Origin of the sequence: Pseudoalteromonas sp. DSM 26666, from assembly GCF_900116475.1 — a bacterium.
Classification (GTDB): domain Bacteria; phylum Pseudomonadota; class Gammaproteobacteria; order Enterobacterales; family Alteromonadaceae; genus Pseudoalteromonas; species Pseudoalteromonas tetraodonis.
This window is the reverse complement of the sequence record NZ_FPAR01000002.1, coordinates 386,444-410,527: the sequence shown is the minus strand read 5'-3', so window position 1 is coordinate 410,527 and position 24,084 is coordinate 386,444. Positions and strand designations below refer to the sequence as shown.

The 24,084-nt window shown below is 36.9% G+C and carries 17 protein-coding genes; 6 read left to right on the top strand and 11 right to left on the bottom strand.

Features of this window, described 5'->3' with window-relative positions; translation table 11 throughout:
• Positions 1–142 precede the first annotated feature (142 nt).
• From BM380_RS05745 to BM380_RS05705, 9 genes are all read right to left on the bottom strand, one after another.
• Positions 143–3,328 (bottom strand): type I restriction endonuclease subunit R, encoded by a 3,186-nt coding sequence (locus tag BM380_RS05745; RefSeq protein ID WP_090493463.1) that lies wholly within the window; start codon positions 3,326–3,328, stop codon positions 143–145.
• 8 nt (positions 3,329–3,336) lie between these two features.
• On the bottom strand, positions 3,337–4,206 hold the full coding sequence (locus tag BM380_RS05740; RefSeq protein WP_090493461.1) for a hypothetical protein: 870 nt from the start codon (positions 4,204–4,206) through the stop codon (positions 3,337–3,339).
• Complete coding sequence (locus tag BM380_RS05735) at positions 4,196–5,899, bottom strand: AAA family ATPase (RefSeq protein ID WP_090493458.1); 1,704 nt, start codon at positions 5,897–5,899, stop codon at positions 4,196–4,198. The genes BM380_RS05740 and BM380_RS05735 overlap by 11 nt, the downstream gene beginning before the upstream one ends.
• Positions 5,900–5,906: 7 nt before the next feature.
• Positions 5,907–6,104, bottom strand: coding sequence for a hypothetical protein (locus BM380_RS05730; protein ID WP_090493456.1), 198 nt, complete (start codon positions 6,102–6,104; stop codon positions 5,907–5,909).
• A 12-nt stretch (positions 6,105–6,116) separates the two neighbouring features.
• Positions 6,117–8,831 (bottom strand): TrlF family AAA-like ATPase, encoded by a 2,715-nt coding sequence (locus BM380_RS05725; protein ID WP_090493454.1) that lies wholly within the window; start codon positions 8,829–8,831, stop codon positions 6,117–6,119.
• Positions 8,828–10,003 (bottom strand): restriction endonuclease subunit S, encoded by a 1,176-nt coding sequence (locus tag BM380_RS05720; RefSeq protein WP_090493452.1) that lies wholly within the window; start codon positions 10,001–10,003, stop codon positions 8,828–8,830. The genes BM380_RS05725 and BM380_RS05720 overlap by 4 nt, the downstream gene beginning before the upstream one ends.
• Positions 10,003–11,640, bottom strand: a complete 1,638-nt coding sequence (locus BM380_RS05715; protein ID WP_090493450.1) for a class I SAM-dependent DNA methyltransferase — start codon at positions 11,638–11,640, stop codon at positions 10,003–10,005. Before BM380_RS05715 ends, BM380_RS05720 begins: the two co-directional genes overlap by 1 nt.
• 88 nt (positions 11,641–11,728) lie before the next feature.
• Positions 11,729–13,003 carry an N-6 DNA methylase gene (locus BM380_RS05710; RefSeq protein ID WP_090493448.1) on the bottom strand — a complete coding sequence of 425 codons (1,275 nt, stop codon included), beginning with the start codon at positions 13,001–13,003 and terminating at the stop codon, positions 11,729–11,731.
• Positions 13,003–13,599, bottom strand: coding sequence for a restriction endonuclease subunit S (locus tag BM380_RS05705; protein ID WP_090493446.1), 597 nt, complete (start codon positions 13,597–13,599; stop codon positions 13,003–13,005). Before BM380_RS05705 ends, BM380_RS05710 begins: the two co-directional genes overlap by 1 nt.
• Before the next feature lie 355 nt (positions 13,600–13,954).
• On the opposite strand from BM380_RS05705, the gene BM380_RS18470 reads away from it, so the two are divergent.
• Positions 13,955–14,086 (top strand): hypothetical protein, encoded by a 132-nt coding sequence (locus tag BM380_RS18470; protein WP_302847030.1) that lies wholly within the window; start codon positions 13,955–13,957, stop codon positions 14,084–14,086.
• Between the two features lie 42 nt (positions 14,087–14,128).
• On the opposite strand, the gene BM380_RS05695 is transcribed toward BM380_RS18470, so the two are convergent.
• Together BM380_RS05695 and BM380_RS05690 are read right to left on the bottom strand one after the other, a co-directional pair.
• On the bottom strand, positions 14,129–15,691 hold the full coding sequence (locus tag BM380_RS05695; protein WP_090493444.1) for a site-specific integrase: 1,563 nt from the start codon (positions 15,689–15,691) through the stop codon (positions 14,129–14,131).
• A 122-nt stretch (positions 15,692–15,813) separates the two neighbouring features.
• Positions 15,814–17,487: a tyrosine-type recombinase/integrase gene (locus BM380_RS05690; protein ID WP_090493442.1), complete on the bottom strand. Its 1,674-nt coding sequence runs from the start codon at positions 17,485–17,487 to the stop codon at positions 15,814–15,816.
• A gap of 259 nt (positions 17,488–17,746) precedes the next feature.
• Between BM380_RS05690 and BM380_RS05685 the strand changes: the two genes are divergently transcribed.
• The 5 genes from BM380_RS05685 (at position 17,747) to BM380_RS05665 (ending at position 24,064) form a co-directional block, all read left to right on the top strand.
• Positions 17,747–17,992, top strand: coding sequence for a YfhL family 4Fe-4S dicluster ferredoxin (locus tag BM380_RS05685; RefSeq protein WP_016900100.1), 246 nt, complete (start codon positions 17,747–17,749; stop codon positions 17,990–17,992).
• A gap of 279 nt (positions 17,993–18,271) precedes the next feature.
• The gene (locus BM380_RS05680) at positions 18,272–18,991 is read left to right on the top strand and encodes an SIR2 family NAD-dependent protein deacylase (protein ID WP_090493440.1); all 720 of its coding nucleotides are present in this window, start codon (positions 18,272–18,274) and stop codon (positions 18,989–18,991) included.
• A 155-nt stretch (positions 18,992–19,146) separates the two neighbouring features.
• Positions 19,147–19,962, top strand: a complete 816-nt coding sequence (locus tag BM380_RS05675; RefSeq protein ID WP_090493438.1) for a TlpA disulfide reductase family protein — start codon at positions 19,147–19,149, stop codon at positions 19,960–19,962.
• A gap of 256 nt (positions 19,963–20,218) precedes the next feature.
• Positions 20,219–23,146: a TonB-dependent receptor gene (locus BM380_RS05670; protein WP_090493437.1), complete on the top strand. Its 2,928-nt coding sequence runs from the start codon at positions 20,219–20,221 to the stop codon at positions 23,144–23,146.
• A 120-nt stretch (positions 23,147–23,266) separates the two neighbouring features.
• Positions 23,267–24,064 (top strand): response regulator transcription factor, encoded by a 798-nt coding sequence (locus BM380_RS05665; RefSeq protein WP_090493435.1) that lies wholly within the window; start codon positions 23,267–23,269, stop codon positions 24,062–24,064.
• Positions 24,065–24,084 lie beyond the last annotated feature (20 nt).

The window sequence follows — 24,084 nt, the reverse complement described above, 5'->3', positions numbered from 1 at the left end:
TGTTTGACCCAATTGAAAAAAAGATTAACGAATTCGGCCATCAGAAAAAATATCGGAAAGATTAGAACCTACGTGAGATCTGTTACAGCAAACTGAGGCCATCTGTAAGAGCTAACGTTATTCATCTTGCATCACAACTATCTCAATGAGAATAAACACTTTGGCCTTGACCAGGGTATTTTTCAAAAATATGCATATAAACCTCGCTACAGGTTTTTGGCCATAAGTTGTCATCGTATGAGTCAGGTAAGTTATCTAATACTTCTTCAATCATATTTTTAACTCTAGCTTTAGTTCGCTGCTTTTTTCGCCAATCAATTACCAGTATTTCCTGCATTTTTCCTGTTAATTCTTTAGCTATTTCTTTAACTTGATTACGCTCTTTCTCTGTTAGTGGTGCATCTTGAATCATCAAGTCGTACACAGCTAACTCTTCTTCAGCTAATCCCTCCCGAACAGTACGCTTTTCTTCATGCTCTAATTCATTAATAAACCCTTTCAGGTGATTAAAAAATTCTTCTGCGGTATATGCACCTAAATTATATTCTTCAATTAAATCTAAAAACTTTTGCTGTAAATCTTGGCGCGTTTTGTTTTTAAGCACCATTGGCTGCAATTTCCGCTCAATTAGGTTTTTAAGCTTCTCAGCATCTGATTGTTTCGGTTTCTCAATCGATGAAGCCATTGTCGCTAAAGCATCAAAGTCTATATTTGCAATGTTTATGGGATCTGGCAGGTTGCTTTGTATTTTAATAGTGGAAATTGATTCATCTAATAAGTCATTAACTTGGTTACGCACAACATCCAATACATCTTCATCATCAATTGATAAACCAGATTTCAAACGCATTTGAGAGTAAATTATATTAATAGCGATACGATTAGGTACATATTGATTAGCGCTATCGTCAGGCATAATGGCCTTAAAAATACGGTTAATTTGCCTAACAAAAGACGTAAATTCTTCTTTATTTTTCGGTTCAAGCAGTATTTCGCTGGCGTTATCTAACAATGTTAATTTGGTAAAACCTTCTGCCGAAGAAGATATAATTTCAGCTAAGTCTATATTTATTGAGTTTAAGAATACTTGTAACTCGCCAGTAACAATTCCAAGTGCAGCAACCAGCTCTGATTTATCTATTGCTGGGCTGTCTATTTGATAATTAGCATTGCCTTCTGCAATACCACCACCATACATACCAAGTGCCTGTTGCAGGGAGCTAAAAATATTAATGTAGTCGACTATTTGACCCGCAGACTTATCTTCATAAACTCTATTAACACGGGCAATAGTCTGCATTAATGTGTGACCTTTTAATGGTTTATCTAAATAAAGGGTCGAAACAGAAGGTGCGTCAAAACCTGTTAGCCACATTGCACAAACAAATACTATTCGTAAATTATCTTCAGGGTCTTTAAATTTTAGATCTATTTTTTCTTTAACAAAACGCTCTCGATGGTATCTATAATTTAATCCTTTTTTTTCTAAACGTTCATCATCATTTTGACCAACAGAAACAACAACAGCCATATCTGTTGATTCCATGTGCTCTATTTGAAAGTTTAACTTGTTTAAACGACTGCCTTTAGCATACTTGGCTTGTGACTTTAAACTTGATAACTTAATTTGCCACGCATATTGAACTTTGTCATACATTTTTATGGTTGTAGCTTTATCAATAGATACAACCATTGCTTTACCAAGCATTCCACCGGCAAAAGGCGAGCGATTTATATAATGTTCAACGAGATCTTGAGCAATAGTTTCTAAACGATCATCGCGTGTAATAATATGATAGGCCTTTGAGAATTCAGTTTCTAAACGAATTTCTTGTTCATCTGTTAAGTCCGCATCACTCAAAAGATCAATAATTTCACTACCGATATCTTTATTTATTAATGAAACTTCAGGCACACGGTTTTCATAATACAAAGGTAACGTTGCACCATCACCAACTGCATCAGAGAAATTATAAATACTAATGTAATCACCAAACACTTCTTGTGTTTTAGCTTCTCCTGCAAGTAATGGCGTACCCGTAAATGCCATAAACGATGCGTTAGGCATAGCGCTACGCATATTCATTGCTAAGGAGTCGTATTGGCTTCTGTGGGCTTCATCCGTGATCACGATAACATCGTCACGTTCAGACAATATTGGATAATTACCTTTTTCATCACCTTTAAATTTTTGAATTAAGGTAAAAACAAAACGATGATCTTCACTAAGTAATGCCTTTAATTGAATCCCAGTCTCGGCTTGGCAATTTTCAGTAACAATACCAGCAGCATTAAAGGTTTTATAAATTTGATCATCAAGGTCTGTTCTATCTGTAATTAAAACAAACGTCCAGTTACCTGTATATTTTCGAAACGCTTTTTTACAGAAAAAAACCATAGAATAGCTTTTTCCACTGCCCTGCGTATGCCAAAAAACACCTAACTGCCCCGACCGTTCTTTGATATTTGTCAAACCCAAAAGTGCCTGATTCACCCCAATATATTGATGATATTTAGCAATAATTTTCATTGTATGCTTCGTTTTTACAAATAATATATAGTTTTCAATAATATCGAGTAATCGGTTTTGCTCACACACACCACGTATAACAACTTCTAAGCTTACTTTACGTTGTTCTGATTCACTTTCAATTTTCTTCCATTCAGCAAAGTGCTCCCACTGGCTTGAAATAGAGCCAACTTTTGATTGCGCACCATTAGAAAGAATGATTACTTGGTTATAGGTGAATAAATTGGGAATTGTCTTCCGATAATCTGAAAGATTATCTTTGTAAGCTGTAAATAAATTTTTATGACTTGCTTTTAATTCAACAAATAAAAATGGTATTCCGTTAATAAAACCCAATAGATCTGGACGTCGAGTATATAGTTCGCCCGCTATGCTCATTTGACTACATAACAGAAAATCATTTTCACTAGTGTTATCCCAGTCAACGTAACGAATAACACAGTCGTCTTCACTTTCAACATCGCCATTGTAAACATACCCATTTTTTAGAAGCTCATAAACTGCTTCATTTGCTGAAACAGATGTCATAGCGCTTCTATCTCTCACTATTTCATCGATGGCCTCTTGAATAATCAGCCGATTAATATCAGGATTTAACTTTAACAGCGCGGCCTTTAGGCGAGCAAACAACACCACATCATTGCGTGTTTCCCTGCCAAGAAATAGAGGGTTATTCAATAATGACTCATCATCAACTGAGCCAAAAACTTCTCTCCAGCAAGTGATGGTTTCCCAGTTTAAATCTGAGAATAACTGAATCGCAGGTTGTTCTACTAAAGCATCTTCCGTGTATGTCATATTTATCTCTATATATTATCTGGTAACTTTCCGTTATCTAAATAATCTAAAAATGCAGGTGCATCTAATACTGACTGATAATAAATTGCAGGCCATGAATTTAGTGATTTCTCTAACTCTGGTTCAATATAATTTTCTATTAACTCTTTTGCACTTTGTAATTGTTTGTTTCTTCTTTTTTTTGCAATTAATTTCATTAAGTGTATGTGCTTTGTTTTGCAAAACTTATGAAATCGTTCTTTTAAATTAATGCCTTTAGAATGAAGCTCCAACAAACCTTCGATATCTTTAGGGGCATTAGATATTTGCAATTTAAAAGAAGGTGCATTAAAAGGTTCTTCTATAATCACTCTAAAAAAACTATCGTTTATTTCATCAAAATATGGATGAAAATACGCTTTATCTCCTTCTTCTGTCATATAAGCTGTTAGTTTAGCTTTTTGACAGTGATTACACATTGGCGTCAAATTAGCCAAGCAAATAGACAGTTCAGGGAATATATCTTTAGGTAAATAGTGATCTAAGGTTCCAGGTGAGCCATCTTCACCACAGCTAGGACAACATAATAAACCGTGATCATTTCGCATCATATCCAATATAAGATATGGTAGCTGGTGATTTTTTGGTTTGAAAAGGTTTATAAGTGTTTTCTTTCGCTTTTCAGATTCAATTTTATCTATAGTGAATTGTGATAAATCTAAAGGCTTGATAAAGGCAGGGTCTCCTTTTTTAGACACATATTCAGAAAATTGTAACTCCAAAGATGGTTTGATATCGTCATAAAAAGCTTGTAATGGTCTATGTTCCCGGCGTTCTACAATTATTTCTCTTAAAATATCTAAAGAACAATTATTTGGCAAATTAAGTTTAGCAACCATATTTATGCCCTAGGTTCATTATTTCCATGAGCATTTCTTCATTTAAAAGATTTTTTTCTATCCTCAACATTTTAATTAACAGCTCACTTCCGTGCTCTTTAACAAGACTATCCAAAAGCTCTTCGAAAGGTTTGGTTACAGAGTTTTCTCCAAAAACATACGTAGATATCCTTTGTATATCACCCCCAAAGGTTTGGAATGGAGGATGGATAATATCTAGGCCAAAGCCTTCATCTCTAAATATATGGACGCACTCCGATGGTACCTCCCTAACAACAGAAACTGAGTGTGTAGCAAGAATAGCCTTCGATTTGAAAGGCTTTAATACTGTTTTAAGAAGAGTTATAAATTCTATTTCTAAAGTAGGATGAAGAAATAATTCAGGTTCATCAATTACAATTAAGCTGTGCTCTCTAATAGCACCTACAACATTAATAACTATATAGCTAAATAAACGTTGACCAGAACTAAGCTCTTTTATCTCCCCATCTTTTATAAATTTAATACCATCTTCTAGCCGACACAAACTCTTCAGCTCGTCTTCATAAATTTTATTTGCTAGTTCGTTGTTAAGGCTAATATAATTATCTTTGTTTATAAGTTCAGGGTACTTCTGTTTTATTTGTTCAACTTTTTCCTCATTTGCTTTAATAGCTAGCGAATCCACATTTAAAGCGTTTTTTAGAGCTAATTCAATGGAGTAAAATTTATTTATCCACCAACTTTCACCTCTAAATTTATCATCTTCAAAGATAGCGTTGATAATTGAACAACTTGCATCAAATTTTGGTAGATCACGACTAATACCAATAGAGCCATTTTTACGCCTTTGCCTGAAACCAAAATAATAATAACCACTTTCGTCTGATTTATTGATTTCTTTTTTAGTATTTGTAAGGTTAAATTCTTCAAATGGGCTATATGAAACTAATATTAAGTTATTGATATTAGGCCTGACATCAAAAGGCTGATGCCCCGAGTTCTCCAGCGCATCTTTATGCCCCATTCCTATGTTTAACCAATATTCAACTAGTGATTTTAAGCAGTATGATTTTCCAATACCATTGGGGCCGATAAGTATATTAATATCATATGGTAAAAGCTTCGACTCAAACTTAAATGGGATAGTTTTTTTATCCGCGTCGTGACTTAGTATGTTTAATTGAAAGTCTCGAATTTGACTATCTATACCTTGAAATAAACGCCAACCATCTTGATAAGCCTTATTGCTGCCGCTGTCACGTAATAAAGAGGCGGAAAATGCAGGGGACTCAATAAGCTTATCAATGGTCGATTCTTTAACTATATACTTTAAGTAACCTACGTCCCTCAAGGTTTTTAGAACCTCTAAACCTCCCTGAATATTTAAGTGTTCAATTAAAGTTTTATAAAAGTCTATGTCAGTAGCTAAAGAAATATAATTAACATCAGGTATAGGAAAAATGCCATCCCAACCGGCATTACACAACTCATCTAATTTCTCTGTTGTATAATAACAATCCTCAATGAGAATTTTGATACCTTGAGTTACAGGCGAAGGTTTACCATTCAAGACAACTAAAGTATTTAGAGTTGTTTTAGCAATATCATAATCATTGAAGTTATTTCCACTTAAAGAAATATAATTTTCTTCGTTTGGCTGCTTAAGAGGGTTCTGCTTCCAGTTTCTATTAGGGTTGTAAATAATTTTCATAGATTAACTACTCAACCTTTTTCATAGCTTTAGCGTCAACTATTTTCTTTTTAATCAAAGGAATAAAGCGCTTATCGTTAATTAGCTTTAGTAACGCAGTTTGTAACCTTGCGAATAGCACAACATCATTGCGGGTTTCCCAGTCTAAATCTGAGAATAATTGAATCGCAGGTTGTTCTACTAAAGCATCTTCCGTGTATGTCATATCGTCCTTTACCTATTGCACTCTTAATCTATTGTATCTTTTGTCGAAAGCAGTCGCACCACCTTCCATTATATTGCATACATGATCTCTGATTTCTTGTTCACACAAGCCCCCAGCTTTCAATACCTGAACTTGGCCAGCATGAAAGTGAAGAACATTTACAAACTCAGCATCACCGTTGACAACGATATTAGGGTTATGTGTCACCATAATAATCTGCCTACGTTTTTTGTTCTCATGAATTTGCGATACAATAAGTTGATAAATTAACGCGTTATCTAAGTCATCTTCAGGTTGGTCGACAATAATTGGATTATTACCATGACTGAGTAAAAAAGCTAAAATAGCAGCCGCTTTTTGTCCTGCCGAACCTTTTTCAATGTTTTCAAACTTAGCTTTTTCAATATCTTTTGCATACTCTACAACAAGTTGGTCATCAGGCCACCAAGTCATTAAGCGGTCAAAAACTTCAGGCTGTTGTGAAAGTTTTTGTACAAGTGAACTCTTTAAGCGATTATCAATTCGATATTGCGCTACTTCTTCTCCTAAAACCAAGTCAGATATTGCATTTTTTAGCTCGTGAGTTTCACTCGCAGTACCTTTCAAAGTTAAATCACTAGAAATCAATTTAAACAGCAGACTGTTCGCTTGATCATCTTGGTAAATAGAAGTAGAAAAACTACTCTCCACACCAATATGCCTTCTAAACTGCTCTTCAATATTGGCTTTATTCGCAAATGGCAAAAGTTTCATTTTGACATAACGATTACCACCAATAACGTTTTGAATGAATTTTTGACGCTTTCTTTGTAATCGTCTTCTCAGTATAAATAACTTCTTAAGTGAGCAATCACGTAAAGTTTTTTTACTTGTTAGATTAACTTGTACAGTTTCTAACTCTTCTAATTGAGTATTGATCTCATTTCTTTGAGTAAGCCAAGCCTCATATTGTTCAGGGTTTAATTCCTCCCCTTTATCTGCATATTCTTGTACAACTTGTTCATATTGTTGAGTTGTTTCAACACCTTTGCTAAACCAACTTGATTCGCTAATCGATTTTTCACGATCTTGCTCAGCTTTCGTTACTAATTCTTTTAAATTTGCCAATTGTGTTTGAACTGCTACCAAATCACCTTTGAATGTTGCCTGTATTCTTTCTAGCTCTGTCACATAATCTGGTTTATCTTCACCTTCCTCTGTTAAGGTCAGCTCAGTAAATTCCTCTGATAACATGTCATCTATAGAGTCAACTAGTCCAGATACACCTGCTGACTTTTCAACTTTTTGCTTCTCAAGGGTATAGGTTTGATAAGCATTAAATATATCTTTATGACCACCTCGTTCAAAGCTTTCGATATCGCTATTTAAATCGTCTTTCTGTGATTCAAGAGTGCCTCTACTATCCAAATGCCCCTGTAACTGACGTACTTCACGGCAAAGCTCCAGAAAGTTATTCAATTCGCCATTAAACTGATACTTCCATGCAGAAAAATTAACCTCGTTCGAACGATCAATAATTTCTAATAAACTATTGGTGTTGCTAGCCAGTGCATTAATCTGTTTCTGGCTATATAAGCTAACGTGAAAACGTTCTTTTGGTTTTCCGTTATCAGCAGCCCAACCACCTTCTTGTAATTTATTAATATATGGCGCTGTATTATATTTCCATATTGATTGATAAGACTCTTCTCTTCGTTGTAACTCAACACAAATCTCAGTATCAGCTTTGGTTACACCATTCTTAAAAGAGCAAATTTCTTCATGAATCTGCGGAAGATCTGATACTTCATTTTCCCGTCCTAATGCCAATCGCACAGACTCAATAAATGTAGACTTACCTGAGCCACGTCCACCTATAACCGCATTAAAAAGGGGGTGTAAATCAAAGGTTGCTAGCTGACCAGGAAATCTCCCACAATGCTGCATCTGTGAAATATTCAAGCTTTTTAAAAATAAATCAGGTGTAGAGCTAGGATCATCAATACAATTTTCAACACAGAAATCATGGTCATGTAATGCAAGCCTAAGACCACCAATTGATGGTTGGCTCATTTTAATCCAAGAATATCGCTTTCCTAAACGGGAGCATTCGTGAGCATCAGACCCTTGCAATTTAGCTAAATGAGAACAAGCGCGAGCTAGTTCTGGGTTGACAGTACCTAGAAAGTTTAAGTCAATAAACTCAGCTGCCTCAATCTTACTAACCCAATGTTCAATTTCTTGGTTAGTTTTAGTAACACCATGCAGTAAACCTTTAGCGCGATCAATATGAGCCGGAATAGCAACACCATCTGCTGATTGAACAATATCAATAACGCCATCAATAGAAGCGGTTGTAAAAGTTGCCTCTGCATTGCCATGACCGGTTGTAATACCACATTGTCCTAACACAGCAGAAATTTTTGCTGAATCACAAGCAGGATCAAAAACAGCAAGCATGTGAACACGCTTTTGCCCTGTGCTTATCGTTATTTCGCATGCAGGAAATAAGCAAATTGGTCGATACCATTCGGCAGTTTGATCAAGTTCAGCATATGTCGCTTTTAATCTATCAATCCAACCACCAGATACATGATCTGCAATAGCTACACAGTCAATTTTTTCTACCATTAATGCTTTGAGCCAATCAGTTTCAGTCTCTTCTGGCTTTTTATAATCTGAAGAAGCTGGTGTATGCGTATGAAAATCAAACTTATACCAACGACTTCCTAAGTATTCATTACTCATAATTTTATCTTCCCTGATATTAATTTAGGCAACAACATATCGCGCTGTTGTTTGAGGTTTTGATTTCTTTTCTTTAAGTTAACCACATTCTCAAAAAGCTTATGAACAATTAACTCAAACTGTTCAACTAAACCTTCAGGTGGGGCGATATACTTTAACTGCTTTAACGTTGTTTGAGTCAAAAGCGGCTGGGCTGAGCCTCCGGCATATTTATTTAAGTTGAAGTACTCTAGCAGTAAGAATAAATATGAAATATTATTTTCCGATTTACATTTAGCGATAATAGTATTATCTGACCCCCAAAACCTATTGAAACAATATTCAACTGCACCACAATAAGCTCCAACACGACCTATTATTACAGCATTTTCATATTTCCATCCCTCTGCCTTACCAACAATACCGTTAGCACCGTACAGGTCAAACTCACCAACTACAGATTTAGCGCACTTCTTGCCATTCCAAAAGTCAAATGATTCTGAAAACTCTTTAACTTCCCACCCCTCAGGAATTTGACCTAGTGGCGAGTCAATGAGTTTTGGTTTGCCATCTGCATCAAAGTTATCTTCGTAGCTTGGGTAGCGGAAGTTAACAAACCATTCGCGATAAAGTGATTGCGCCATGTCTTCCAAAATAGCGATACGGCGGTTGTTGTTTTCGATTAGTGAGTCATAGTTTGATAGATACTTTCCGATAAGGACTTGAGCCTGAATATCTGAAACAACTTTAATGTCAATGTTTTCAAAAACACTTTTACTTACATTTTCGCGACCTGAGGCTGTACCGCTATTTAATGATTTTACAGTTGGAATTGTGAGCTGTAATAAATAGTAAATGTACATGATGTCGAATTTTTTAGTATTAACAACAACACAATTCACAGCCTGATTTACTAGGCTTTTTTCTTTTGTAAGGCAAGATTTACCTATTGTCCCTATTGTTACAACGCAAGGAGTAAAAGCTGGGACGAGTTTATTCTTGAATTTCGCAATCCCCGCATCCGAAAGACTCTCTTCCGTATTTCCAATATATCGCTGACCTAGAACCATATCTGTTGGCTTTATTAAAGGAATCTTGTCTCCATAATAGTGTCGTTGTTTAGTTGGTGGTGTACCACCAGTTATAACATTACCTAAATCTTTGATTTTTAGTGATTCAATTTGAAGAGTCATTATAATCCCTCCAAAAGACCAACAACATTTTCTGAAATTGAAGCCTCCAATTCATGCGCTTCAGCATTTAAGACTTCTAACTCCTCTTGTAATGCTGTTAACCTAACAACAAAGTCTTCATCACTTTCTTGCTCACCTTCAGCAACACCCACATAACGACCAGCGTTTAAACTATAACCTTGTTCAATTATTTCTTCTTTAGTGGCGACTTTACATAAGCCAGCGATATCTTGATAAGTTAGTTCGCCACTCTCTTTTTTAAAGAAACTTTCAAGCGAATAATTACCGTCATTGTCAGCATCGGGGTGTGTTTCTAGGTAAGTATTATCAATCTCTTGCCCACGGTATAAACGCACAATATTGGCGATAAAGTTAAGTTGTTCGCTGGTGTAATCACGCACAGCACGAGTCACTTGGCGGAAGATATGGCGAGCATCGATAAACAATACTTTATCTTTGTTATGCGCGGGTTTGTTTTTATCTAAAAACCATAAGGCACATGGTAAAGTTACGGTGTAAAAGAAGTTACTTGAAACGGCCACCATAACATCAACACCATCTTCTTCAATCAGCTTTTGACGGATTTCCTGCTCTGAGCCACGGGCATCACTGGCTGAGTTTGCCATAACAAAACCGGCACGACCTTTCTGGTTAAGTGCTGAGTAAAACATTTGAATCCACAGGTAGTTGCCATTGTCATTACGTGGCATGCCATAAGGGAAACGGTGTATATCACCTTCTAAACGGTCTTTTTGGATTTCGTTAACATTAAACGGTGGGTTAGCCATTACAAAATCAAACTGACCATACTGTTTACCGTCAATTACTTCACCTTTAGCTAAATCGAACGGGTCTTCATAATAAGAGTTACCTTCACGGATATCGCCCTGCAAACCATGTACAGCAAGGTTTAACTTAGATAAACGAACCGTATCGCCTGTTTTTTCTTGCCCAAATACAGACAACTCATCTGATGCATCTCTATTATGCTTTGCTACAAAGTCGGCAGAGCTGATAAACATACCACCACTACCACAAGCAGGATCAAACACTTTACCGTGGTAAGGTTCAATCACTTCTGTGATTAACTTTACTAATGCTGAGGGAGTGAAGAATTCACCACCGCCTTGGCCTTCAGTTTTGGCAAACTCATTAAGGAAATACTCGTAAATACGGCCAAATATGTCTGAGCCAAGAGTGAAATCGATGTCATTAAAGTTTTTAAGTAAACTCTTGAGCATGTCGTTTTCAAAGCGAGTATAGGTTTTAGGTAGTGCATCCTTAATTGCTTCGTTGTCAGCTTCTAGCGCTTTCATGGCATCATTCACCTGAACACCAATATTAGAGCCTTCAGGGAGTGCTAGTAGGTTAGAGTAGAGCGCTTCACTGGGCACATACATTGCGCCTTCAGCTTGGATTTTAGACTTTATATCGCCACTGCCACGACGGCGAGAGCTAGACTGTTCTTCTATCTTGCTTTTTGCCAGAGTAAAACGGTACTCTGCATACTTAAGAAAAATTAAACCCAGTATTGGTCGAGAGTATTCTTGAGCTGTTAAGCCTGTGTTAGCGCGTAATGAGTCCGCTGCTGACCATAAACGTTTTTCTAATTCTTCTATCTTTTTAAAATCTGCCATTTTTATAATCCTTCTTATAATTCCCTTTATGTAGGGTAATGTATCAAATATGAGTTTACTTATATACAAACTGAACAGTACGACTATCTTATTGATATTTAGCCAGTAGTGATTTCAACGTTTTTTGAGATTGTTCAAACTCAACTTGATAGTTATTTAGTATTTGTAGCTCTTGCTCAACATCTAACTCCTCAACTTCAACGTTTTTAATAATATAACGTGAAATATTGAGTTCGTTATTTTGCTCTCTAATTTCAGGCATAAATACGGCTTTATAACGATCGTCGTCAGCTAGCTTTCCTGCCGCTAAATCTGCTATTAACACTGCGTCTTCTTCTGAAATAGTTATTCTGTTTTTGTTGCTTTTACCTATTTCACTGGCATCCACAAATACCACTGAAGAACCTGCTGGTTTGTTTTTATTAAGCACCAAAATAACAGGGGGGATGCTTGTGCCATTTAGAACATTAGCGGGCAAGCCAATAACAGCTTCCAGTAATTCGTTTTCTAGCAAATGCTCTCTTACTTTTGCATCGTAACCGCCTCGGAATAAAAAACCTTGGGGTATTAAAATGTAACCTTTACCCGTTTCATTTAATTTACTTAAGGCTTGTTGTATCCATAAGCTATCACCAGCAGCTGCCGATATTGGCTTATCTTTAAGCACTGCGATAAAAGGAGCACCTATTAACATGCGCCGTTCATCTGCACCAAATTTCTGAGCCATTGGCGGCTCCATAACAACTAAATCAAATTGTTTGTCTAATCCAAAATTTGACTCTAAAAGTGAGTCTGTATTCGCCAAATTGAAATGTTTATTTTCAAGCGCGAGTAATCGATAAGCAGAGATATAAGTACTGCGATTCTTTTCTTCTAAGCAAAGAGTTTCTGAATTTAAGCTAGATGCTACTCTTGCTAAACCACATGCTCCGTCATACAAGGATTTGCTACTGCAATCACCAACTAGTGCAGAAAATATCCTTTCTATATTAAGGTTGGTTAAATCTCCTGAAAACCTTCCAAGTACTTGTGCATTCATTTCTCTTAAAGCCTTAGCAAGGGTGTCAAAGTTTGAAATGGCTGCGATGAAAGAGACGACAAGGTTGATTATCTTCACGTCAATTCGATATTGCTCTGGCGCTGAGCATATCTCAGCTGGATAATTCCCCTCTAACGCTTTTCCAGCTTCTATTAGCATATCTAACTGTTTAGCATGACCGCTATTCACGATTACTTCGAATGACTCAGAGTTTTCCTTTGCAATAAAAGCAACATAAGTAACCAATTCTAATATGTGTGTCACTTCCATTGAGCTACGGCTATTATCAATTAGATTCCTTAACTGTTTTGTTAAATTCTCCATTACTTAGCTCCTTTAATTAATTGGGTAATATAAGCCGTTGAAACTTTCTTTTGTTGCTCTGCCAAATTAAGTGTTGATTGATAAGCCTGGTTGCTAGCATGAAATAGTTCTGCAATTTCATTTTGTTTATTCAACCCTGGTAGCTCAATCACTAACTTTTTGATACTTGATAAGCTTATATTTGTAATTATTGCACCTGTGCTGATCGTATCTAACTGGCTTTGACCAACAGATGAGTTAAAGTAAGCTACAAGCACTTCTCCAAGTAACTCATTGTTATTTGGTCTAAGTAAAATAAAGTTAGCTGAGGCAATAACATTAAGGTCGGCAATAGCTTTAGTAACATAACCGGCCTTTATTGAGTTACCTTTAGCAAGAAGCACCACATCCCCTTCTTTTAATAGGAAACGCTGAATATCCTTCCCTTTCTTTATTATTATTTCACTAAGCTGTTGATCAATAATTTCACCATTTAGATTAACAGAGCTACCTGTTAACAAGCGCATAGCGCCTTCAGAGTTACTTTCATTCTTTTCGAATAGCGCGTTTGTTGCACCAGTGGTTAATTCATTACATAACACCTCGATAGTTTTCATGTTATTCTCCTTTCGTTTTCAGCCTACGAGTTAGGTTGTTGAGGTGATATTAGCCATCAAACCAAGTTAAAGCAAGTAGTTTTTTTAATTTAATTGAATCGTATTGTGAGTACGAATGTGTTGTTGATTGGGTTTATTTTGTTATCTTATTGAATCTATGATGATTAATATGGGAGTAATGAAAAGTTAGCAAACGATTATTAAATGCTGCGCTAAAGGCTTTCATGATTACTACACCGACACGGTTCGTCAACAAGTAAGCCCTAATGCGTTAGTTATTTGTGGTGTTTCAAAAATTGAAAACTTAGCAACCAATTATGAGCTACTGGTTATTGCTACGGGCGCGAGTTCAAAAATGATACTTGATGACACTAAAAGTGAGTCAAGCTCCAAAGTAGTAGCCACTAAACCAAAAGAATCTGATATTTTTGATATTCCTGCTTTTATACGTAACCAATCTGCACTACCTAGTAAAAGCTCTTTATAGGCTTTGTAAGTAAAGACAAAACTGTATAGCTATATGTAAATGCTACTCTAGTATTTGTAAAGGGCTGCTCTTTTTAAGCTTTTGGGTTTGCTGAACTATATTACCCCAGATAGTGGAATAAGCACTTATTGTGCTTTTAACTTTGACGATAAATGTATTTGAATTATCAAATTTAAAAAATGACTTTTTTGTCGTTTTGTTTTTTAACTTAGCCTGTATTTTTACTTCTTTAAGTATTTCCTTCTCAAATAGGGAAAAGTTTTTATAAAGTGCCTTAATATCAGTGTCATATATTTTATTCGAGTGGTCATAATGTTTACTCATCGGATCGTGGTCTGAAACAGAGTGATGAAGCATTTTTTTAGACTCAATTTCAGCAATTGTTGATGACCCAATTTTTTTAGTTAGCACTTCTTTCATATGTGATTTTAAAAAGCTGCGCAGTAGTGTTGGAAATGCTCCGGCTGAGCCTTTTATATTTATGTTATCTCGCGAGGCCGCTACCATGTTTTTTGGTGCATGATACTTAAGTGCTCGGTTTAAACTCTCTTTACTAATGGGTTTTGAGCCGTCTTTAACCTTGCAAAATAAGTAGGTGCGGTTTATGTCTGGGTTTAATTTTAACTCTTGTTGTATTGTTTTTTTCATCTCGGGTGTGAGTTGTATTTTAAACTCTTTTTGGTTTTTCATAGCACCGCGAGTGGTATGAGTTGTTTCAGGAAACGTTAAAAATTTAGGATTATCTAAATCATCTATATACGATAGACGAAGGTTGCAAATATTTATGGGTCTTAGCCCAGTAAACATCATCAGTAGTACCGCATTTATTAATGTATTATTTTTAGCTGTTTTTAGGTTTATGTATAGCTGAGAAATTAGAGATATATCAGTATATGCCTTACAAGGAATAGGCTTCGCCGTTCGAGAAGATATATAATTATTGTCTATCTCTAGGAATGGATTAGTGCCGTTATTATATTTATTTTTTGCGAACACCCACAGTTTTTTCATCTGCTCGAAATGCTTAGCCACATGCGGACCACTTTTCTCTGTTAGTAGTTGGTCAAGCGTGGTTTCTATTATCTCAGGCGTAATAGTCTGAAATAACGTATTTTTACCAAATGCATTTTGAATTGCATTAAGGTAAGAGGTATATGTGGTTACTGTGGTGTCAGCTAACTTGCTAGGGCTATGTTTATTAATTGCCTGTAAGTTTTCTATTTGTTTACTCACTACAAATTCGAATGTGTAATTAGAGGTGTTCTTTTTGTATATTTCGGCCGCTTTTAATTTCGCTGCTGAAAAACTCATATCATTAGAATCACCAAGCTTAATATTTTTTATGCCATGTTCTTTTTTAAAATGAGTAAAAAATTTAATAATGCCATCATGCTGGAATACAATTCTTATTTGATCTTTAAGCTGATACTTTGAAAGTCTCCTTCCTTTTTCTTGCGCCAATATAATAGTCGCAAGACTGGCTAGCTCTTCCATTGACTCGTCATTGTACGGTGGCTTAAATGCATTAAATTCAGCCATGCAAAGGTCACGACTTTCGATCGTAACCTCACATGGTTTTATTGAATTTAATACTGATGTTGCCATTAATAGAAAAACCTTAAAAAAGTTAAAATCATCAAATAATTGACGAGGTATCGCTCTAATAAGGAAATGATATGAAATTAATTTTTTTTACAAAAACTTTGGTAAGTCGAAATTAAACTTTTTTAATTATTTTTTGCTTTGGCTTCTTGGTCACTTAAATACCTCTCAACGACAGCTCTTCCCTCTGCTGTTAAGATCAAATCTTTTGCTACTCTACTCGTATCACCAAGTGGCTGGTTGATGAAATTTACATAACTGCCTTTGTGAACTAAGTGAGCTTTAATTCTATCTCTCAGGGCTTTCTTTTGGTTATTTTCTTCTAGGTTCTTAGCTTGTTTACTTTGCATACCCGTAAGTTTGAGTTGTTGGCTTTCGAGTTCCTTGGCTCTTTTTAAAATACTTGCTTCATGAATTTTAAATACATTAAATTTTAGCTTTGTTGAAGTGCCAAATAGTTCTTCAGATTTATCATAGTTTAAGCCGTTTGGATCGTCTTCTTTTCTTAGGTGATGAAGCGCGAGTCTTGTGAGTTCCTCAGCGTGTTTAAAATGATAGCCGTTGGCAACCATAATCGCTTTTGCGTTGGATTTAAAAAAGCTTCGGCACATTGTGCAAAATGCTCCCGCAGATCCTTTCATTACAATGTTTCTTTTATCTCCTTTTACTGCATCAACAGGGGAGTAATCTTTGATGATTTTGTCCAGCGACCTTTTAGCAAATGGTTTGTTAAGATCGCGAGGCTGAAGAAATATATGATCAGGGTTACAGTTGGGTAATGCATTTTCCATCCAAGCTCTTTGTTCTAAAATAATGGCGCGCATGGCTTTGGTTAAGGGCAATTTATATTCTTTTTGGTTTTTCATTTCTCCACGAACTCCGACAACAGATGCCGGAAAGGTAATTAATGTTGGGAAGTCGATACTATTGAGCCACTCCCACTTCATTTGTGGAATATTAATAGGGCGTATACCTGTCAAAATCATGAATCGAGCTGCATTTTTTTGATGTACATTTGGTGCAGACGCGAGGTTTATCCACAATTCAGCTATTGAATCTAAGTCAGTATAAACTTGGCAAGGACGAGGGCTTTCTACACGGTCAGATACGTAAAAGTCATCGATATCAGCTGCTGGGTTTTTACCTGAGTTAAATTTGTTCTTAGCAAATCGCCATACTCTTCTAATTTGTGCAAAAAGCTCGATTGCCTGGTTATTGGACTCTGTCTGGATAATTAAATCTACAATCTTTTCTAACTCTCCAGCTGTAAGAGACTGGAATGCACGCTTAAGCGGAAAATGATGCCTAAGCTTTTTTATTCTACATTGGTATGTTCTGAGCGATGAAGCTGCAAACTTGGTGGGTGCGTTGTTATGGCGCTCAATTAGGCTTTTCTCGTAAGTATCAAAAACTGTTTTGACAGTGTGGTTGTTTAAAACTCCCTCCTGCATTTGAGCAGTGAGCTTACGCGCTTTTGCTATTGTTAATTCAGGTGCTTCACCTAACTTGGTATTAGCTATGCCAGATGATTTAGGGAAGTTAGAGTAGAAAATAGCAGCGCCAGACTTGGTGAAAATTAGTCGAATATGGTGTTGCGCTTCGTATTTCGATAACCTTTTAGTCCTACTAGGTTTAAAGCCTTGTTTATAAATGCTTTTTTCTTCAAAAAATATGATGTGTTGAGCCAGCGTAGCACACCGATTTATGTGCTGCATAGAAAATGGCGGTTTGAGCTGGTTCCATTCTAGTTTTGCTTTCGTATATTGAGCTTTGTTAAGCGTTGATAAAGAGTACTTCACTTTGTTATAACCTATATAAATAAAGGCCTCGCGGCGATTTTTATTGATTGAGATCAACAAAGCAACAGAGAAAAATAGGCATAATTCGCGGCTGTAATTTACACCTAAAAATAAAATGGTGTGTTACGAATGTGTGCTACGATTAAATAAAAAATAAAGGTTTTTTATTGAACTACACTTGTATGAAAAGCAGTCAAAAAACATTTCATTTAAATCTATGTTTATGTTTTATAATGATTTTAATTGAAGGGGCTTAAAAGTGGCTCTACTCATAAATAGCAAATGCATTAACTGTGATATGTGCGACCCCGAGTGCCCAAATGAAGCCATTTATATGGGCGCTAAAATTTATCAAATAGATTCAGATAAATGCACCGAATGTGTGGGTCATTACGACAAGCCAACGTGCGTGAGCGTATGCCCCATTGATTGTATAAAGCCTGACCCTAATCACCGAGAAACTATAGATGAGCTGGCAGAAAAATATGTGAGGTTAATGGGTTAGTTACTTAATTAGTAGATTAATTATATGTTTTTCTGAGAAAGCTAAGTGCATTGTAACTAATTAGTTATTGTTTATTTTTGGCATAGTTCCCACATACAATTAAAAAAGGATTTAAAGTGCTCTTGAGCGAAATTAAAAATATAAAGAGCTTTCTTGGTGCCCAACTTTATTTTCAGCTAAATGGCCGAAGCTTAAATAATTTAATAGCTAAAGAGTAAAGGTCACAAATATACAATCTTATAAAGTATTATAGGGTTATTGAATATAAGAGATGACTTTATGAATACATTATACATTACTGGAGCAGGTGTAAGTGCTGCTAGCGGTATTCCCACCTTTCGCGGTGAAGATGGTTTTTGGACTATTGGTAGTAAAAACTATACGCCAATGGAAATGGCGACACGTGCAATGTATGAAAATAATCCAAGTGAGTTTTTAGCTTGGTATTATCATCGCTTTGCAACTTATCGTCATCATGGTCCTAACGAAGTGCATCATTGGCTTAGTGATAAAAACTTAATAACTCAAAATATTGATGGGCTAGATGGTAAGGCGGGTAATAAAAATTACATTGCGATTCATGGTCGGCTTGATCAAATGACTGTATTTCATCATCAAGGTGATAACGTTACACCACAAGCTACGCTATGGAGTAATGTTGATGAGAGCAACTTACATCGCTCTCTACTTGCGTTATTCAATATTGAAAACCATCAGCCAAAGCTTAATCATTCTTTAAAGCCCTTTGTGTTGTTATTTGATGAATATTACACCGAGCTATACCGCATTACTGAAGCGCAGCAGCGAATGATTGATGCCGATAAAATGGTGTTTATGGGTACTTCGTTCAGCGTTAATATTACTCAAATGGCGCTCGAGATTGCGCGAAGTTACAGTATTCCTATTGAAATTGTTGACCCCGACCCTACTCATGTATTGCACTCAAATGTAAGTTATAAAAAAATGACTGCGTTGGAGTACATACAGCAACAAGGTTAACTGGGTAAATAGGTTTTGTATTGCTGCTGGTATACATAACCTATTATGCGTTATTAATAATCAGTACAGCTTAGGCTATGTTATTGTTAGCCTTTAATTCACACTATGTACCGGTTATTTTAAGTACTAAAATACATTATAAGTAGACGACAGCAATGTTAAGTATTTCTCTTGGGCCTTTGGTTATTTCCATTTCACAGTTGATCATTTTTTTAGGGTTAGGCATTTTTTGGGGGCTTACCTATTTATTAACACGCCAACATCCATTACAAAAAGCGATTTTAGATACGGTTTTTAAAGCAATTGTGGTGGGCTTTTTAGTCTCGCGGTTAGCGTTTGTGTTTACTATGTGGGATGCTTATCAAGGTAACTGGTGGCAGCTTTTTAATATTAGCGATGGCGGCTTTATTGGTTATTATGGTTGGCTCAGCGGTATAGTGGTTTTAGCGTTTTATGCACGTGGTAAAAAAGCGGTAATGAAACACTACGCTATTGCTGGGTTTGTTGGTTTTTGTTCAATGATTATTCCTAATTTTGCGCTGTCTATTTACCAAACGGGTGTGCAGTTACCGCAGTCTGTTGTGCATAATATTCAAGGGCAGCAAGTTAACTTACAAAACTTCAAAGGTAAGCCGGTGGTGATTAACTTTTGGGCGTCTTGGTGTCCGCCGTGTCGAAAAGAAATGCCGGTACTGCAAGCGGCTCAAAAAAATAATCCAAACATTACAGTGGCGTTTGTCAATCAAGGCGAAGACTTACACACGGTAAAAGCGTTCCTTGATGAACAGCAACTCGACCTAAATCATGTGTTTTTTGACCAAAGTAGTAATGTGAGTCGCGAATCAGGTGCTGCGGGCTTACCAACAACTTTATTTTATAATAGCCAAGGTGAGTTAGTTACCAGTCATATGGGAGAACTTTCTCATGCGAGTTTAGGCTATTATATTCAGGCTATTAGTGATAAAAAATAACGGTGTATTGCTGTTTAATCGCGTCATTCCTTTTTTATGCTCTTTTAATAAGCAGCTAAATAGCAATTTTGCTGCTTAACTTCCTACCTTTATTTGAATTGACTATTTTTTGATAGTTTATTCAGTTACTTATCAGTTTACATTAACAAACTATTAAGTTTGGTTGTGTAAAATACAGCTACTTTTTTCGTATCAGCTTTAGCCGGTACGCTCATCTTTAAGTATTAACTGTATTTTAAATGGAACTGTTAAAACTATGACCGCTCATCGGATAACCCACGCTGCACATCACTCTCTTCCACTTTTTATTAAATCAACGCTATGCGTGTCTATTCTATCTGTTATCAATCATGCATATGCTGATGAAGCAGAAGATAAAACATTAAAAAGCAAAGATATGGAAGTCATTGAGGTGCGTGGTATTCGTTCCAGTATGGCGGCTAATTTAGATATAAAGCGTTTATCGAGCTCTGTGGTTGATGCCATAACAGCAGAAGATATTGGTAAGTTCCCTGATAAAAATGTCGCTGATTCATTACAACGCGTACCTGGCGTGGTGATTGACCGTGACGGAGGCGAAGGCTCATCGGTAAGTATTAGGGGGTTATCATCTGAGCTAACCTTTTCTCAGCTAAATGGTAATTTTATTGCGTCATCACCAGGTGAGCCGTCTCGCTCATTTGATTATGCATTACTGCCCTCAGCCATGATTGAAAGCGTGGAAGTGTATAAATCGCCAGAAGCGCGTTTAGATGAGGGGGGCGTTGGCGGTACAGTATTAATGCATAGCCGCAAACCGCTGAGCATGGAGGCAAACTCTGGGGTAATTAACATTGAAAGCACCTATGCCGATGTGACTGAAGAGTCTGAGCCGCAGTTAACCGCGCTTTATTCTTGGAAGAACGAGGCTGATACCTTTGGCATGTTGTTTGGTTATACCTCACAAAAACGCACTAACCGAACTCTCTCAGGAGGCACAGATGCAAACGTATGGCGCTTTGCCGGTGATAACCCGGTAGATGCCAATGGCGAGCTGGTTGATAATAATAATCAGTGGGGCTCAATAAACGATGCTCAGGGTAATAATTATAACGATGTTTGGTTTCCTCAAGTGGTTCGTGGCTCAATTGTAAACGAATTACGTGAGCGAGAAGGGATGCAATTTAGCACGCAGTGGCGCCCAACAAGCCGTGTTGAAATTGGCTTTAACTATTTTGGATTTTCACTTGATAAAAATAGAACTGAGTCGGTGATTGATATACCTGAATGGTCTTTAAATCCTGACTTTTTAACCGATGTAAGTTTGGATGAGTCGGGCACTATTATCAATGGGATGCAATTTGATGCAGCTGCGAGTGGCGCAGAGAATGATATGCAATTGCCGTGGATGCGAGGCCGTTATGTGCGTGAACAGTCGACCTCAGACACCTTTGATTTTAATTTAACCTATGAAGGCGATTATTTTAAAGCCCGTTTTGTGGCGGGCAATACGCGCTCTGAAGGCGGGCCAAAGGAGAGTTGGGAAGCGGCGTATAAAAGTTCAAACGCCGGTGAAAATGAAAGCCGTATAGAAAATGCATCGCAAACAGCGGGTTGGCAAATTAATGAAAACGATATTAGTTTCAATATAGACCCTAATACGCTAGCTAACTTATTAAATGGTGTGGGCGGTGGGCGCGATCCAGGCTCGTCAAATTCAAGTTTTGTACGCAGTGAACTCGAAGAAGATTACTACCAAGCTGACTTTGATATTTATACCGATTGGGGAATTTTAAGAACAATTAAAACCGGCGTAAAGTACCGAGAAGCTACGCTGCATCGTGAAACCGGTAATACCTTCTTTTTAGATCCTAATTTTGATATTGCTGCAGGAGAAGCCAGCGGGGAGGGGATCACACGTTTTGACAGTTATCAGTGGAATAACGGTATGCCACTAGCACAAGACGTGTTTATTAACGAAGCTAACATTGCTGGTGGTTTTAATATAAACCAAATGCCCGGTATTGATTGGCAAAAATATCGTGACATTGTGACCAGTCATTATGTGCCGTATACACGCAAAGAAGATAACTTTATTTATGATATTGAAGAGCAAATAGCGGCGTTTTATCTGCAAGGTGACTTTGAGTTTAATAGCGTGCGCGGTAATTTAGGGGTGCGTGTGGTGCGCACTAAAACCATGACATCATCAACCGACCTATATACTTATTTATTAGATCATACCAATGATGACAGCGGCGAGCCGGTAACCGGAGATGATCGATTTGTTGAAGACTATCAACTTATTACTCAAGAGAGTACCGATACTCAAATTCTTCCTAGCTTTAATATTGCATGGGATATAAGTGATGATGTAGTGGTGCGCGGCGCGGTTGCTAAAGTGATGTCACGACCTGATTATGCCGATTTAGGCGCACAACAACGCATCACGTTTGTCTCAGATGAGTGGGCAGACGATAGAGCTGAGTTTAATGAAATTCCGGGTTTTAGTGGCAGTGGCGGTAATAAAAACTTAAAGCCATTTGAGTCGGTGCAAGCTGATTTATCTATTGAATATTACTACAGCGAAGGCTCTGCCATTGGTTTAGCACTGTTTCATAAAACTGTTGATAATTTTGTTGTACCCTTAGTCATTGATGTACAACAAGATTTTGCTGGTAAAGAGGGCATTGTTGAGGCAGGAAATATTACTGTATCGCCATATAGCACAGTAGGTAATGGCACTGATGCCGTATCTAAAGGGGCGGAAGTATTTATACAGCATGCCTTTGATAGTGGTCTTGGTTTTTATGCAAACTACACTTATAACAAAACCAATAAAGCCGATGTCGAAGTGAATGGTAAAGAGTTTGGTAAATCGCCACTAATAGGCAGTGCTAAGTATCAATACAATACCTCGATATATTATGAGGGAGATGCCTTTAATATTCGAGCTTCTTATAATAAACGCGGTGAAACTGTGTTGGGTTTAAATAGCGGCTTAAATGTATACCAAGACCCATACGAGCAAGTTGATGTAAATGCTTCGATTAATTTATTAGAGGATTTGAGTTTGACCGCTGCAGTTATTAATTTAACTAAATCTGAGTCGGTAAAGCGCCTAGGTAACGATACAGAGTCTCGGTTATTAAACTCAAGCTATTCGGGCAGACGTTATTATGCAGGTATAAACTACCGTTTTTAAGCTGAGTGTGTTGAGTTTAGGTAAACAAGCTGTTTTGTTGCTGTTTTAGCTTTTTCTTGTAAGTTATTACTTTATAATGAGCGTTATAAAAATTATTTAAATAATATTAACAGGATTGAAATGAGTGATTTAACGGCAATAGCCAACTTATCCATTTTATTAGTTGAGCCTTCTGAAGTTCAGCAAAAGCTAATAAAAAAATCACTGGCTCAGTGCGGTGTTACACAAATTGAAACAGCAGACACGCAAGCAAGCGCACTTGCTGCTTTATCAAAGTATCACCCTGATTTAGTCATTAGCAGCATGTACTTAAGTGATGGCACGGCTGATTCTTTATTACAGGCAATACGCAGTAACAGTAACACTGAGCAACAAGCATTTATGCTGGTGTCGAGCGAGCGTAATAAACGTCATTTAGAGCAACTTAGGCAATCGGGGGTATTAGCGATTTTACCTAAACCGTTTAGTGCCGACGAAATAACCCGAGCGCTTAAAGCGACTTTAGATATTATTAGCGAGCAAGAAGTGGAACTAGAGCACTTTGATGTGACGCTTCTTAGAGTGCTTGTAGTTGATGACAGCCGTTTTGCACGAAAACACATAATACGAGTGCTAGCGGGGATGGGAATTCCAGCACCGGTAGAGGCCGAAGACGGTAAACAAGCAATTGAAATGTTAAACAGCCAATCATTTGATTTAATTGTTACTGACTACAATATGCCAGAAATGGATGGTAAAGAATTAACTGAAACGGTAAGGCAATCGAATGCGTACTCGCATATTCCAATCTTGATGGTGAGCTCAGAAGCTAACGATACCCATTTAGCTAATATTGCTCAAGCGGGTGTGGACGCAATATGTGACAAACCGTTTGAGCCCGCTACTGTGCGCGATTTACTCTTTAAAATCATGAGCTAAAACATAACTATAAAAGCACT

Excerpts from the sequence above, each read along its gene's own strand:
- BM380_RS05745 (WP_090493463.1), bottom strand. The coding sequence starts at position 3,328 with ATGACATACACGGAAGATGCTTTAGTAGAACAACCTGCGATTCAGTTA.
- BM380_RS05740 (WP_090493461.1), bottom strand. The coding sequence starts at position 4,206 with ATGGTTGCTAAACTTAATTTGCCAAATAATTGTTCTTTAGATATTTTA.
- BM380_RS05735 (WP_090493458.1), bottom strand. The coding sequence starts at position 5,899 with ATGAAAATTATTTACAACCCTAATAGAAACTGGAAGCAGAACCCTCTT.
- BM380_RS05730 (WP_090493456.1), bottom strand. The coding sequence starts at position 6,104 with ATGACATACACGGAAGATGCTTTAGTAGAACAACCTGCGATTCAATTA.
- BM380_RS05725 (WP_090493454.1), bottom strand. The coding sequence starts at position 8,831 with ATGAGTAATGAATACTTAGGAAGTCGTTGGTATAAGTTTGATTTTCAT.
- BM380_RS05720 (WP_090493452.1), bottom strand. The coding sequence starts at position 10,003 with ATGACTCTTCAAATTGAATCACTAAAAATCAAAGATTTAGGTAATGTT.
- BM380_RS05715 (WP_090493450.1), bottom strand. The coding sequence starts at position 11,640 with ATGGCAGATTTTAAAAAGATAGAAGAATTAGAAAAACGTTTATGGTCA.
- BM380_RS05710 (WP_090493448.1), bottom strand. The coding sequence starts at position 13,003 with ATGGAGAATTTAACAAAACAGTTAAGGAATCTAATTGATAATAGCCGT.
- BM380_RS05705 (WP_090493446.1), bottom strand. The coding sequence starts at position 13,599 with ATGAAAACTATCGAGGTGTTATGTAATGAATTAACCACTGGTGCAACA.
- BM380_RS18470 (WP_302847030.1), top strand. The coding sequence starts at position 13,955 with ATGATACTTGATGACACTAAAAGTGAGTCAAGCTCCAAAGTAGTAGCC.
- BM380_RS05695 (WP_090493444.1), bottom strand. The coding sequence starts at position 15,691 with ATGGCAACATCAGTATTAAATTCAATAAAACCATGTGAGGTTACGATC.
- BM380_RS05680 (WP_090493440.1), top strand. The coding sequence starts at position 18,272 with ATGAATACATTATACATTACTGGAGCAGGTGTAAGTGCTGCTAGCGGT.
- BM380_RS05675 (WP_090493438.1), top strand. The coding sequence starts at position 19,147 with ATGTTAAGTATTTCTCTTGGGCCTTTGGTTATTTCCATTTCACAGTTG.
- BM380_RS05670 (WP_090493437.1), top strand. The coding sequence starts at position 20,219 with ATGACCGCTCATCGGATAACCCACGCTGCACATCACTCTCTTCCACTT.
- BM380_RS05665 (WP_090493435.1), top strand. The coding sequence starts at position 23,267 with ATGAGTGATTTAACGGCAATAGCCAACTTATCCATTTTATTAGTTGAG.